Genomic DNA, 12626 nt, shown 5'->3' on the forward strand with positions numbered 1-12626 from the left:
CACAGCCCGTGGAGGGGGGCTTGCACCGTGCGGGTTTCCCGTGGGGCATTCCCGCCGTCGGCGCCCGCGGGCCGTACCGGGTCGAGAGCCTTCCGGCGATCCTGGACGTGCGCCGTACCTCGTCGTAACGTCGAGGATCGTCCGTAGTTACCACTGCTAGTTTTACGTGTCGGAGGCTCCCATGTCCGCTTCCTCGAAGTTGCCGCCGTTCGACCCCGCCGATCCGCTGGGGGTCGACGACCTGCTGAGCGCGGAGGATCTGGCGGTCAGGGACACCGTGCGGGCCTGGGCCGCGGATCGGGTGCTGCCGTACGTCGCCGAGTGGTACGAGCAGGGGGAGCTGCCCGGCATCCGCGAACTGGCGCGCGAGCTGGGCGAGATCGGCGCCCTCGGGATGTCGCTCGACGGCTACGGCTGCGCCGGCGCCTCCGCCGTGCAGTACGGCCTCGCCTGTCTGGAACTGGAGGCCGCCGACTCCGGAATCCGCTCGCTCGTCTCCGTGCAGGGCTCGCTCGCGATGTACGCCATCCACCGGTTCGGCAGCGAGGAGCAGAAGCAGACCTGGCTGCCGCGCATGGCCGCCGGCGAGGTCATCGGCTGCTTCGGGCTGACCGAGCCCGACCACGGGTCCGACCCCGCGGGCATGCGGACGTACGCCAAGCGGGACGGCGGCGACTGGGTCCTCACCGGACGCAAGATGTGGATCACCAACGGGTCCGTGGCGGGCGTCGCCGTCGTGTGGGCGCAGACCGACGACGGCATCCGCGGGTTCGTCGTGCCGACCGACCGCCCCGGGTTCTCCGCGCCGGAGATCAAGCACAAGTGGTCACTGCGGGCGTCGGTCACCAGCGAGCTGGTCCTGGACGAGGTGCGGCTGCCCGCCGACGCCGTACTGCCGGAGGTCACCGGACTGAAGGGCCCGCTCAGCTGTCTGTCCCACGCCCGGTACGGGATCGTGTGGGGCTCGATGGGCGCCGCGCGGGCGAGTTTCGAGGCGGCGGTGGAGTACGCGAGGACGCGTGAGCAGTTCGGGCGGCCCATCGGCGGATTCCAGCTCACCCAGGCCAAGCTCGCCGACATGGCGGTCGAACTGCACAAGGGGATTCTGCTGGCCCACCACCTGGGCCGGCGGATGGACGCGGGACGGCTCCGTCCCGAGCAGGTCAGTTTCGGCAAGCTCAACAACGTGCGGGAGGCGATCGACATCTGCCGCACGGCACGGACGATCCTCGGTGCCAACGGGATCTCGCTCGAATACCCCGTCATGCGCCACGCGACGAACCTCGAATCGGTGCTGACCTACGAAGGCACCGTCGAGATGCATCAACTGGTACTGGGCAAGGCGCTCACCGGTCTCGACGCGTTCCGGTAGGACCCCGAGGGGGATCCCGCAGGAAGCCCGTGGGGACGTCCCACCGCGGCGCCCGGAGGCGGGTCCGGTGAGCGGCCTTGCCTAGCTCTGGTTGAAGAAGCCGTCCACACGGCGGGCGGCGGGCTCCCCGCTGACGATCTCGGTGTCGGCGGGGGTCAGCAGGAAGACCCGGTTCGACACGCGCTCGATCGAGCCGCGCAGGCCGAAGATCAGGCCGGCCGCGAAGTCGACGACGCGCTTGGCGTCGGCGGGCTCCATGGCCGTGAGGTTCATGATGACGGGCACGCCGTCGCGGAAGAGTTCACCGATGCCACGGGCGTCCCGGAAGCTGTCCGGGGTGACCGTGCCGATCCGTCGGCCCTTCTCCTCGGCGGCCTCCGATGCCACCTTGACCCGAGGATCCGTGACCCAGACCTCCCGGCTCCCGGTCTCGGATCCCTCGGCGTAGTCGTCGTCGTAGTAACGCTCGTCATCGTTGTCGTCGACGAGGCCAAGCCAGGCACTCGCCTTGCGCACCGATCCCATGGACGCCTCCTCTCACAGCGGTCTTCTCTCTTTCCGCATCCCCATGGTCGTGCATGATGCGGATGTCGCGCCAAGGGGATAGACGCCGCGCTGGGGTTTCGTGACGGTACTGGTGCACAGCCAATTCGTCGAGAGCCCGCGTACCCCAAGGGTCCTGCGCTACACCGCTGCTGACTGAGAGTGAAATATGATTCTTCGCGGCGGACGGGTGACGGCTGGAGCGTACGGGTGAACGAGCCGTCGCCACGACGCCGCAGCTCAACGTCGTACACACCACGGGGGAACGTCGTGTTCGGAATCGTCAGGCCCTGCCGGCATCGGCTGGGAGAGAACCTCAAAACCCAATGGATGGCGCATTTGTGCGGGCTTTGCCTCGCGCTGCGCGGAGATCACGGGCAGTTCGCGCGGGTCGTCACGAACTACGACGGCTTGCTGATCTCGGTTCTGACGGAGGCTCAGGCCGCACCGGGAAAGGAGTGGCGGCGTACCGCCGGGCCGTGTCCATTGCGCGGAATGCGGAGCGCGTCGGTAGCTCAGGGTGAGGGCGCACGGCTCGCCGCGGCCGTTTCGCTGGTGCTCGCCTCGGCGAAGATGCGCGATCACATGGCCGACGGGGACGGGCTGCTGGCGCGCCGCCCGGTGGCGCTCGCGGCGCGCCGCGTTGCCACGAACTGGAGCCGGGCGGGCGCCAGGACCGGCTCGGCCGTCGGGTTCGACACGGCGGTGCTGGTCGACGCGGTGGACCGGCAGGTCGGCATCGAGACGCTCGCCGGGCCCGGCACGCCGCTGCTGACCGTCACCGAGCCGACCGAGTCCGCGACCGCGGCGGCCTTCGCGCACACCGCGGTCCTGGCGGGCCGGCCCGGCAACGCGGCGCCGCTCGCCGAGGCCGGGCGGCTCTTCGGGCGGCTCGCCCATCTGCTGGACGCGGTGGAGGACCGGGCGGCCGACGCCGCCGCCGGTGCCTGGAACCCGCTCACCGCGACGGGGGCGTCCCTGGCGGAGGCCCGGCGGCTCGCCGACGACGCGCTGCACGGGATGCGGCTCGCGCTGCGTGACGTGGAGTTCACGGACGCGAAGCTCGCGCATGTGCTGCTCGTGCACGAGCTGCGGAACTCGGTGGACCGGGCGTTCGGGACGGCGTCCTGCGCGCACGGCGCTTCGCACGGCACCGCGTACGGCAACCCGTACGCGCCGTCCGGTCCGGGCGGCCCGCCGCCACCGCCCGAGCCTCCGCGGCGCGACCGGCGGGGGCTGCTCGCGGGGTGCGCGGTGTGGGTGGGGCTGGCCTGTACGTGCCAGATGTGCTGCGGGGAGTACCACGATCCGTGGTCGCGGGAGCAGAAGCCGGGGTTCTGCCAGCGGTGCGACTGCTCTGACGGATGCGATGGCTGCGACGGGTGCTGCGACTGCTGTGACGGGTGCGATTGCTGTTGTGACGGGTGTGGGTGCGACTGCAGTTGCTGACAAGTTCCTTGCGGCGGGCGGGGGTGCGTTGTCGGGTGCGCTGTGGCTGGCCGCGCAGTTCCCCGCGCCCCTGAAAGGCGGGGCTGCGCCCCTGCCTTTCATCCCGGCTGCCCACGAGGCACCTAGGGGCGCGGGGAACTGCGCAAAAGGGGGCGAGGGGGCGGAGCCCCCATGTGTGGACGGGAACGGGTAGGGGCGGCGGGGGCGGGAATCTCGGTGGGTCAGTCCTTGATTTCCGGTGGGGAGATCTGCGATTTCTCGATCGCCGAGCCCGTCGTACCCCACTTCTTGAGAATCCTCGCGTACGTACCGTCCGAGATCAGCTCGTTCACGGCCGCCCGAACCGCCGGCGCCAACTCCGTCCCCTTCTTGAACGCGAACCCCACATCCAGCCGATGGAACTCGTTCAGGAACTTCAGCCCCTCCTGCCGCGAGACGGCATAGCGAAGCCCGTTGATCGTGCTCATCACCACATCGCTGCGCTCCTGCTGGAGCGAGGACCACAGAGCACCCTGCTCGCTGTACGTCTGCACCTTGTACGCCTTCTCGCCCGCGTCGGAGCACACATGCTTCTGCTCCTCCAGCGTGGCCTCGAACGTGGTCCCCGCCCCGGTCGCCACGTTCAGCCCGCACAGCTGGGCGAGGTCGGTGACCTTGTCCAGGTCGCTGTCCTCGCGGGTCGCGAACCCCTGGCCGTCGTTGATGTAGGTGACGAAGTCGATGGTCTCGCGGCGCTCGTCGGTGACACCGAAGTTACCGACCCCGACGTCGTACTTGCCGCTGTCCAGGGCAGGGAGAATCGCCTCGAAGCTCGCGGCCTCGCGCTTGAGCCGGACGCCGAGCGTCTTCGCGACGGCGTCCGCGAAGTCGACGTCCTGGCCCGCGAGGGTCTTGCCGTCCGCCAGGTAGTTGGTGCCGGGCGGCGAGCCGCCGACGCTGACGGCGAGGGTGAGCGAGTCGGTGCCGGCGGGCAGCAGTTTCGCGGCGGCGGCGTTCTTCTCGACGGCGGAGACGACGTCCGTGGTGGGGATCTCGTCGCTCTTGCCGGCGGCGGCCTGGGCGGTGCCGCCCGCCGCGCCGTCGTCCCCGCCCGAACCGCACGCGGTGAGCAGCAGGGTCGCGGAGGTGATCAGGGCGAACGGCAGCAAGAGCGGATTGCGGGCACGGTCGGTGCGGGCACGCGTGAACGTACGCATGGAGCGGTCTCCTGGAAGCAGAGCGCGGGACTGGGCGGCGCGCGGTGAGGAAACGCGAAAAGAGCATGAAAGGGCAGGAAGCGCGTGAAAGGGCACTCAGTGCGAAAGCGCGAGGGGGAGGGGTACGCGTGTGAAGGCCATGCTGGGGGTGGAGAAACGAAGAAGGCGCCCGCCCTGGAAGGGCCCGGGCGCGCAGGGGGTCAGCTCAACAGGACGAGGACCACACTCGACCGAAGTCGATGTGGGAGCGCGTGACCAGCCACTGCTGCGAATACATGCGCACAAGTGGAACAGGCATTCGTTTGCGCGTCAACTGACGTGAGACGTACCGCTCACAGTGTGGACAGCCTTGACAGCCCGGGGAAACGCCCCCGTACTCTCAACGGACGGTCCTGCTGAGGGGCTTGGCCGTGATCCGTGTGAAGGCACCACCCGTGTTCGACTCGACTCGACGCATCACGGAGCCTTCGCATGTCCTCGCACACCCTCACCAAGGTGGCCGCACCGGAAGACGCGGTGCCCTCGCGCATCGTCCCCCGGCGCCGGACCGGCCAGTGGACCGCCGCGGGCCTCGTCCTGATCCTGCTCGGGCTCGCCGTCAACTCCGTCGCACGCAACGAGGCGTTCCAGTGGGACGTGGTCGGCGACTACTTCACCTCGGCCTCGGTCCTGCGCGGCCTCGGCCTCACCCTGTGGCTGACCGGGCTCGTCATGGCGCTCGGGTTCGCCCTCGGCGCCCTGCTCGCCGCGGGCCGGCTGTCCGGCAACCCCGTGCTGCGCGCGGTGAGTTGGGGTTACGTCTGGCTCTTCAGGTCGATGCCGATCCTGGTGCAGCTGCTGTTCTGGTTCAACATCGGGGCGCTCTACCCGACGCTCTTCGGCGTCAAGACGGTGAACCTGCTCGGCCCGGTCACGGTCGCGATCATCGGCCTCACCCTGCACGAGGCCGCGTACGCCGCCGAGGTCGTCCGCGGCGGCATCCTCTCGGTGGACCGCGGCCAGATCGAGGCCGCCGAGGCGCTCGGGCTGAGCCGGTGGCGCCGCTGGTGGAGGATCGTGCTGCCGCAGGCCATGCGCTCCATCGTGCCGCCGGCCGGGAACATGCTGATCGGGACGCTCAAGGGCACCTCGATCATCAGCGTGATCGCCGTGCAGGACCTGCTCTACTCCGTGCAGCTCGTCTACCACCGCACCTACCAGGTCATCCCGCTCCTGATGGTGGCCACGCTCTGGTACATCATCGTCACCTCCGTGCTCAGCGTCGGCCAGTACTACGTCGAGCGGCACTACGGACGCGGTTCGGAGCGCGCGCGATGAGCGGGGCGGGCGGGGTGCGCCCGTCGCTGGTGATCGTGGGCGCGGGCCCGCGCGGGACCGGACTCCTGGAGCGGATCGCCGCCAACGCGCCCGAGCTGTACGCCGATTCGGGGCTCGACGTGCATCTCGTCGACCCGTATCCGCCGGGCGGCGGACGCATCTGGCGCGAGGAGCAGCCGCCGCTGCTGTGGATGAACTCGCAGGCCCAGGACGTCACCATGTTCACCGACGACACCGTGGACATGGCCGGACCCGTACGGGAGGGCCCCACCCTGCACGAGTGGGCCGAGCTGGACGGACGCCATTTCGCGGACCGGCAGCGGCAGGGCGCCTATCTGCGCTGGGTGTACGAGCGGACTGTCGCCGCCCTCCCGCCGGGCATCCGGGTCCGTCACCACCCCCACCGCGCCGTACGGATCGGCGGTCCGGCCGAGGGCCGCCAGCAGGTGTGGCTGGAGGGCCGGCCGCGTCCGCTCCTCGCCGACCTCGTCGTCCTCACGCTCGGCCATCTCGACGCGGAACTCGACCAGGAACAGCGCGAGTTGGCCGCGTACGCCCGTGCCCACGGCCTCGTCCATCTGCCGCCCGACTTCACCGCCGACAGCGACCTGTCCGCCCTCGCCCCCGGCGAACCGGTGCTCGTCCGCGGCTTCGGGCTCGCCTTCGTCGACCTCATGGTCCTGCTCACGGAAGGCCGCGGGGGCCGCTACGAGAGCGGTCCGGACGGGGAGTTGACGTACCGGGCGTCCGGGCGCGAGCCCGTGCTGCACGTCGGGTCGCGGCGCGGGGTCCCGTACCACTCGAAGATCGGCTACGACTGGACCGGTGAACGCCCGCCGCTGCCACGGTTCTTCGGACCCGGCGAGGTGGACGAACTGCTGGCGCGCCCCGGTGGGTTCGACTTCCGGCGGGACGTGTGGCCGCTGGTCGAGAGGGAACTGGGCTTCGCCCACTACCACCGGCTGTTCACGGCCCACCCCGAGCGCACGGCCATGCCCTGGACCGACTTCGAGCAGCGGTACGAGAAGTACTCCGCCGTCGACGGCGCGGGGCGCGCCGAACTGCGGGCGCTGGTCGCCGCCGCCGTGCCCGACCCCGCCGACCGGCTGGACCTGACCGCGCTCGACCACCCCCTGGACGGCGTACGCCGTCCCTCGTACGACGCGCTCCAGGACGGTCTGCGCGCCCACATCGAAGGGGACCTCGCCCGGCGGCACGATCCCGCGCACAGCCCCGACCTCGCGGTCTTCCTCGGACTCCTGTCCGTCTACGGGCAGTTGGTGCGGCTCGGCGACATCGGGCCCTGGTGGCACGGCTTCTTCAGCTACCTCGCCTCGGGGCCGCCCGGACCCAGGCTGCGGCAGATGCTCGCCCTGTCACGGGCGGGCGTGCTGAACTTCCTCGGCGCCGGGACGACCGTGACGGCCGCGGACGGAGTCTTCCGCGCCACGAGCACCACCGTGCCCGGCCGGTACGTCGAGGCCCGCGCACTCGTCGAGGCACGACTGCCGCACCCCACCGTCGAGCGGACCCGGGACACCCTGCTGCGCGAGCTGTACGCCGAAGGGGCCGCCGCCACGCCCGAGGGCCTGCTCGCCGTCGACCCCGCCGACGGACGCGTCCTCGACCGGTCCGGCGCCCCGCACCCACGGCGCTTCGCGCTCGGCCCGCACACCGACGCCCGCGGTTCCGGCGCGTTCACCCGGCCCCGTACCGGCGGGCCCGCCTTCCGGCAGAACGACGCCACCGCGCGGGCCGCGCTGGCGTTCCTGCGCGACCTCTCCTGTCGCGCCACCGCCGCGTAACCAGCGCCCCGCAGCCGCGGGCGCCGCACCGCACCCGCATTCCGCGCCCGCACCGCGCACCCCGTTCCCTCCTTCCGCCCCGAGGACCCCATGTCGCTGACCAGTGATCCACCCATCGTCAAGGCGCCGGCCGAGCCCGAGGACTACGGCGCGCTCAAGGTGGTGCCCGTGCGGCACCCCTGGCGCTGGGCCGCCGTGATCGTGACCGCCGTGCTGCTCGCCCAGTTCGCCCACGGGCTCGCCACCAACCCCGGCTGGGAATGGGAGGTGTTCGCCGAGTTCTTCACCGCCGAGGTGATCCTCAAGGCGGTCTGGGTGACCCTTCAACTCACCGCCTACGGAACGGCGTTGGGCTTCGCCCTCGGGATCGTCCTCGCCTTCATGCGGCTCTCCGACAGCCCGTTCCTGAAGGCCGTCTCCTTCGCGTACATCTGGGCGTTCCGGTCCATACCGCTGATCGTGCAGCTGCTCTTCTGGTTCAACCTCGCCTATCTCTACAAGGAGTTGAAGTTCGGCATCCCCTTCGGACCCGGCTTCTTCACCTTCGACACGATGGGCCTGGTCGGCGCGATGAGCGCGGCCGTCCTCGGACTCGCCCTGCACCAGGCCGCGTACGCCGCCGAGATCGTGCGCGGTGGCGTACTGGCCGTCGACAGCGGCCAGTTGGAGGCCGCCGCGGCCCTCGGCATCCCCCGCCTCAGGCAGATCCGCCGGATCGTGCTGCCACAGGCGATGCGCTCCATCCTGCCGAACGCCGCCAACGAGGTGATCTCCCTCTTCAAGGGCACCTCGATCGTCTCCGTCATGGCGATCGGCGAACTCTTCTACCAGGTCCAGGTCATCTACGGACGCAACGGCCGGGTCGTACCGCTGCTCATGGTCGCCACCGCCTGGTACATCCTCCTGACCACCGCGCTCTCCGTCCTCCAGCACTACGTCGAACGGCACTTCGCGAAGGGAAGCACCCGATGAGCGCGCCCACCACCCCCGCCGCCGACACCGACGGCACGGCCGATACGCCGGCCGCGCCCATGGTCGACGTCAGGGCCGTCCACAAGAGCTTCGGTTCGCTGGAGGTGCTCAAGGGCGTCGACCTGGAGGTGCGCACCGGCGAGGTCACCGTCATCCTCGGCCCCTCCGGCTCCGGCAAGTCCACCCTGCTGCGCACCATCAACCACCTGGAGAAGGTCGACCAGGGCTGGATCAGCGTGGACGGCTCGCTGGTCGGCTACCGGCGCTCCGGCGACAAGCTCTACGAACTGCGCGAGCGCGAGATCCTCAAGCAGCGCACCCGGATCGGGTTCGTCTTCCAGAACTTCAACCTCTTCCCGCACCTCACGGTCCTGGACAACATCGTCGAGGCCCCGGTCTCCGCGCTGAAGCGGTCCCGCAAGGAGGTCACCGAGGCGGCGCGCAGGCTGCTCGACCGGGTCGGGCTCGCCGACAAGGCCGACGCCTACCCGAAGCAGCTGTCCGGCGGGCAGCAGCAGCGGGTGGCCATCGCCCGCGCGCTCGCCCTGGAACCGAGGCTGCTCCTCTTCGACGAGCCGACGTCCGCGCTCGACCCCGAGCTGGTCGGCGAGGTCCTCGACGTCATCAAGGACCTGGCCCACCAGGGCACCACGATGATCGTCGTCACGCACGAGATCGGCTTCGCCCGTGAGGTCGCGGACACCGTCGTCTTCATGGACGACGGCCGCATCGTCGAACAGGGCGCCCCCGGCGACGTACTCGACGCGCCGAAGCACGAGCGCACCCGCGCCTTTCTCTCCAAGGTCCTCTGAGACCCCGACCGGCTCTCGGAACGGCGTTCCGGCCGAGGCCGTATCCGTCCACCGTCCCTTTCCAGCACAGGAGTTCACCGTGATATCCCGACGCACCCTCGCCGCCTCCGTCGCAGCCCTCGTCGTCGCCCCGCTGCTCAGCGCCTGCGGCGGTGACAGCGACGCGGCGACCGGGGCGGGCTCGTCCGGCACGAAGAAGGTCGGCGACGTCAACATCGGCCCCGACCAGAACCGGATCCGCGGCAAGAAGGCCGACGAGATCGCCGCGCTCGTCCCGGCGGCGATCCGCGAGCGCGGCACGCTGAAGCTCGGCCAGAGCGCCGACGCCTCGCCGCCACTCGGCTTCTACGCGACCGACGACAAGACGAGAATCGGCTCCGAGATCGACCTCGCCACCCTCGTCGCCGACACCCTCGGCCTGAAGCTCGACAACGACGAGGTCTCCTGGGAGAACCTCTTCGTCGGCCTGGACAGCGGCAAGTTCGACGCCGTCTTCTCGAACGTCACCGTGACCGAGGAGCGCAAGGAGAAATACGACTTCGCCACCTACCGGCTCGACAACATCGCGTTCGAGGCGAAGAAGGGCAGCGGCTGGAAGGTCGACGGGCCCGAGGACGTGGCGGGCCGGACGATCGCCGTCGCCTCCGGCACCAACCAGGAGAAGATCCTCGTCGACTGGAGCAAACAGAACGAGAAGGCGGGCCGCAAGGCCGTCACCATCAAGTACTTCCAGAAGGACACCGACTACTACCTGGCGCTCCAGTCGGGCCGTATCGACGCCTATCTCGGCCCGAGCCCGTCCGCCGCCTACCACGTTTCCAGCGCCGGGCAGTCGGAGATCGTCGGCACGCTCTCGGGCGCCGGTGACGACCTCCAGGGCAAGATCGCCGCGACCACGAAGAAGGGCAGCGGACTCGTCGACGCGTACGCCGCCGCCGTCAACCACGTGATCGAGGACGGCAGTTACGCGAAGGTGCTCAAGCGCTGGGGCCTGTCGAGCGAGGCCGTCCCGAAGTCGGAGATCAACCCGCCGGGCCTGCCGAAGATCTGACGCCGGAACCGTTCCGCCTCTGGTCCGTCGCGCCTACGGACCCTTCCACCCATGCCCCGTGCCGCCGCCCGTCGCGGCGGCGGCACGGGGCCTCCAGAAAGGTTCTCCCTCCCATGACCCCACCGAACGGCCGGGGGCTTCTGCACCTGGCCGCGGCCGTCGACCGGACGGCGGCCCACGACGACGTCGCGGTCCACGTCGAGCTGACGCGGCTCGCGGAGAGCGGCGGATTCGACTTCGTGACCCTGGGCGACAGCTTCGCGCGGCCCGGGTTCGACGCGCTCGCCGTGCTGGCGCGGGTCGCGCCCGCCACGACCCGCATCGGTCTGGTGCCGACCGTCACCACCACCCACACCGAGCCGTTCCAGGTCCAGGCCGCCGTGGCGACCCTCGACTGGGTGAGCCGCGGCCGGGCGGGCTGGTGTATCGACGTGTCGACCACCGAGGGCGAGGCCCGCCTCTTCGGTCGTCGGCACGCGGCGCCCGTCGACGCGCTGTGGCACGAGGCGGGCCAGGTCGCCGAGGTGGCCGCCCGGCTGTGGGACAGCGCCGACCGCGCGGGCCCGCACCCCGGCCACCACCCGGTGCGGGTCGTCGACGCCACGGACCGGCACGCCCGGGCGACCGCCGCCCGGTACGCGGACGTGGCACTGGTCCAGGGCACGAACCCGGCCCAAGTGGGCGCTGTACGGGCAGAGTTGCAGGCCTCCGCGCTCGCCCACGGCCGGGACCCGGACGAACTGAGGGTCCTCGCCGCACTCACCGTCGACCTCGGTGACGGCGAACGCGCGGCCGAGCCGGGCCACGGCGGGGGAGGCCCGCGTCAGACCGCGCAGGGCCCGCTGTACCGCGGCGGGCCCGTCGACCTCGCCGAACTGATCGCCGCCTGGCACGAGACCGGTGCCGCCGACGGCTTCCACCTCACCCCTGTCGAACCGCGCCGGGACCTGGAACGCCTGGTCAACGGCACGGCCGCACTGCTTCAGCACCGCGGGCTGCTCCGCACCTTCTACCCGGGCAGCACGCTCCGCGAGCATCTGGGGCTCGGCCGACCCGCCCATCGGTACGCCGTGACAGGGGGAACGTCATGACGACCGTACGGACGCCCGCCGGGCAGCCCTCCCAGGAGTCCTCCCGCACGCAGGTGCACCTCGCCGCGTACCTTCCCGGAGGCGGTGACACCACCGCCGGGGCCGGCTTCGCGTCCTTCGAGCGACTCGCGCGCACCGCCGAGCGGGGCCTGTTCGACTTCCTCCTCCTGGCCGGGGAGGTGCCGCCGGCCGGGCACGGCGGACACGCGCCCGAGCCGGTCACCGTGCTGAACGCGCTCGTCGCCGGCACCGAGTGGATCGGGCTCGCCGCCACGGTCGACACGGCCTCCCACGAGCCGTACGAACTCGCCCGCAGGCTCGCCACGCTGGACCACCTCAGCGCGGGGCGGGCCGCCTGGAACGTGCCGGCCTCCGCCGACCCGCCCGCCCGCGCCGCCGAATTCGTCGACGTGTCGCGGGAGTTGTGGGACTCGTGGACACCGGACGGCATCGTGCGCCCCTTCGCGCACCGCGGCCGGCACTTCGACATCGCGGGCGAGTTCACCGTGCCGCGCTCCCCGCAGGGCCACCCCGTCGTCATCCGTCCCTGCGACGAGTCGCCGGAGGGAGGCGAGTTCGCGGCGTCCACCGCCGAGGTGATCCTCACGCGGTACGGGACCCCGGAGGCGGGCCGCGCGCACCACGCCGCGGTGAAGGGACGCCTCGCGGGGTACGGCCGTGACCACGCGGACCTGAAGATCATGGCCGAGGTCACCGTCGTGCTCGGCGACACGGCCGCCGAGGCACGGGAGAGGGCCACCGCGCTCGGGGCGCCGGACGGCCGGCCGTCCTTCGTCGGCACACCGGAGTCGGTCGCCGCGGAGATGGAGGACTCCGTACGAACCGGTGCGGCCGACGGTTTCGTCCTCGTACCGCATCCGGCACCGGGCGGTCTGGACGCCTTCGTGGACCGGGTCGTGCCGCTGCTGCAGGAGCGTGGCGCGTTCCGGACGCACTACACGGGCAGGACACTGCGCTCACACCTCGGGTTGCCGGAACCCGTGTGGAAGGGTTGATC

General features: G+C 71.0%; 11 protein-coding genes. 9 read left to right on the forward strand and 2 right to left on the reverse strand.

Annotated features, from left to right (window positions below; translation table 11 throughout):
* Positions 1–181: 181 nt before the first annotated feature.
* A complete protein-coding gene (locus J8N05_RS18100) occupies positions 182–1372 on the forward strand; it encodes an acyl-CoA dehydrogenase family protein (protein ID WP_210884038.1) in 1191 nt (396 codons plus the stop codon).
* Positions 1373–1453: 81 nt separating this feature from the next.
* Here J8N05_RS18100 and J8N05_RS18105 read toward each other — a convergent pair whose 3' ends face one another.
* Entirely contained in the window at positions 1454–1897 is a 444-nt protein-coding gene (locus J8N05_RS18105) for a cell division protein SepF (RefSeq protein ID WP_210884040.1), read from the reverse strand.
* A gap of 288 nt (positions 1898–2185) precedes the next feature.
* Here J8N05_RS18105 and J8N05_RS18110 point away from each other — a divergent pair, with 288 nt between their 5' ends.
* On the forward strand, positions 2186–3364 hold the full coding sequence (locus J8N05_RS18110) for a DUF5685 family protein (protein ID WP_210884042.1): 1179 nt from the start codon (positions 2186–2188) through the stop codon (positions 3362–3364).
* Positions 3365–3585: 221 nt separating this feature from the next.
* Here J8N05_RS18110 and J8N05_RS18115 read toward each other — a convergent pair whose 3' ends face one another.
* Entirely contained in the window at positions 3586–4560 is a 975-nt protein-coding gene (locus tag J8N05_RS18115; protein WP_210884047.1) for an ABC transporter substrate-binding protein, read from the reverse strand.
* Between the two features lie 471 nt (positions 4561–5031).
* Here J8N05_RS18115 and J8N05_RS18120 point away from each other — a divergent pair, with 471 nt between their 5' ends.
* The 7 genes from J8N05_RS18120 to J8N05_RS18150 all read left to right on the forward strand — a co-directional run bounded on the left by J8N05_RS18120 (position 5032) and on the right by J8N05_RS18150 (position 12624).
* Complete coding sequence (locus J8N05_RS18120; protein ID WP_210884048.1) at positions 5032–5877, forward strand: amino acid ABC transporter permease; 846 nt, start codon at positions 5032–5034, stop codon at positions 5875–5877.
* Positions 5874–7682, forward strand: a complete 1809-nt coding sequence (locus J8N05_RS18125; protein ID WP_210884050.1) for an FAD/NAD(P)-binding protein — start codon at positions 5874–5876, stop codon at positions 7680–7682. Before J8N05_RS18120 ends, J8N05_RS18125 begins: the two co-directional genes overlap by 4 nt.
* A gap of 90 nt (positions 7683–7772) precedes the next feature.
* Positions 7773–8654, forward strand: a complete 882-nt coding sequence (locus J8N05_RS18130) for an amino acid ABC transporter permease (RefSeq protein WP_210884051.1) — start codon at positions 7773–7775, stop codon at positions 8652–8654.
* Between the two features lie 59 nt (positions 8655–8713).
* A complete protein-coding gene (locus tag J8N05_RS18135; RefSeq protein ID WP_210890238.1) occupies positions 8714–9466 on the forward strand; it encodes an amino acid ABC transporter ATP-binding protein in 753 nt (250 codons plus the stop codon).
* 79 nt (positions 9467–9545) lie between these two features.
* Positions 9546–10517, forward strand: a complete 972-nt coding sequence (locus tag J8N05_RS18140) for an ABC transporter substrate-binding protein (RefSeq protein ID WP_210884052.1) — start codon at positions 9546–9548, stop codon at positions 10515–10517.
* 113 nt (positions 10518–10630) lie between these two features.
* Positions 10631–11608: an LLM class flavin-dependent oxidoreductase gene (locus J8N05_RS18145; protein ID WP_210884053.1), complete on the forward strand. Its 978-nt coding sequence runs from the start codon at positions 10631–10633 to the stop codon at positions 11606–11608.
* Positions 11605–12624: an LLM class flavin-dependent oxidoreductase gene (locus J8N05_RS18150; protein ID WP_210884054.1), complete on the forward strand. Its 1020-nt coding sequence runs from the start codon at positions 11605–11607 to the stop codon at positions 12622–12624. The genes J8N05_RS18145 and J8N05_RS18150 overlap by 4 nt, the downstream gene beginning before the upstream one ends.
* Positions 12625–12626 lie beyond the last annotated feature (2 nt).

Origin of the sequence: Streptomyces liliiviolaceus (assembly GCF_018070025.1) — a bacterium.
In the GTDB taxonomy this organism is placed as follows: Bacteria; Actinomycetota; Actinomycetes; order Streptomycetales; family Streptomycetaceae; genus Streptomyces; species Streptomyces liliiviolaceus.

Excerpts from the sequence above, each read along its gene's own strand:
- J8N05_RS18115 (WP_210884047.1), bottom strand. The coding sequence starts at position 4,560 with ATGCGTACGTTCACGCGTGCCCGCACCGACCGTGCCCGCAATCCGCTC.
- J8N05_RS18105 (WP_210884040.1), bottom strand. The coding sequence starts at position 1,897 with ATGGGATCGGTGCGCAAGGCGAGTGCCTGGCTTGGCCTCGTCGACGAC.
- J8N05_RS18135 (WP_210890238.1), top strand. The coding sequence starts at position 8,714 with ATGGTCGACGTCAGGGCCGTCCACAAGAGCTTCGGTTCGCTGGAGGTG.
- J8N05_RS18125 (WP_210884050.1), top strand. The coding sequence starts at position 5,874 with ATGAGCGGGGCGGGCGGGGTGCGCCCGTCGCTGGTGATCGTGGGCGCG.
- J8N05_RS18120 (WP_210884048.1), top strand. The coding sequence starts at position 5,032 with ATGTCCTCGCACACCCTCACCAAGGTGGCCGCACCGGAAGACGCGGTG.
- J8N05_RS18145 (WP_210884053.1), top strand. The coding sequence starts at position 10,631 with ATGACCCCACCGAACGGCCGGGGGCTTCTGCACCTGGCCGCGGCCGTC.
- J8N05_RS18150 (WP_210884054.1), top strand. The coding sequence starts at position 11,605 with ATGACGACCGTACGGACGCCCGCCGGGCAGCCCTCCCAGGAGTCCTCC.
- J8N05_RS18130 (WP_210884051.1), top strand. The coding sequence starts at position 7,773 with ATGTCGCTGACCAGTGATCCACCCATCGTCAAGGCGCCGGCCGAGCCC.
- J8N05_RS18100 (WP_210884038.1), top strand. The coding sequence starts at position 182 with ATGTCCGCTTCCTCGAAGTTGCCGCCGTTCGACCCCGCCGATCCGCTG.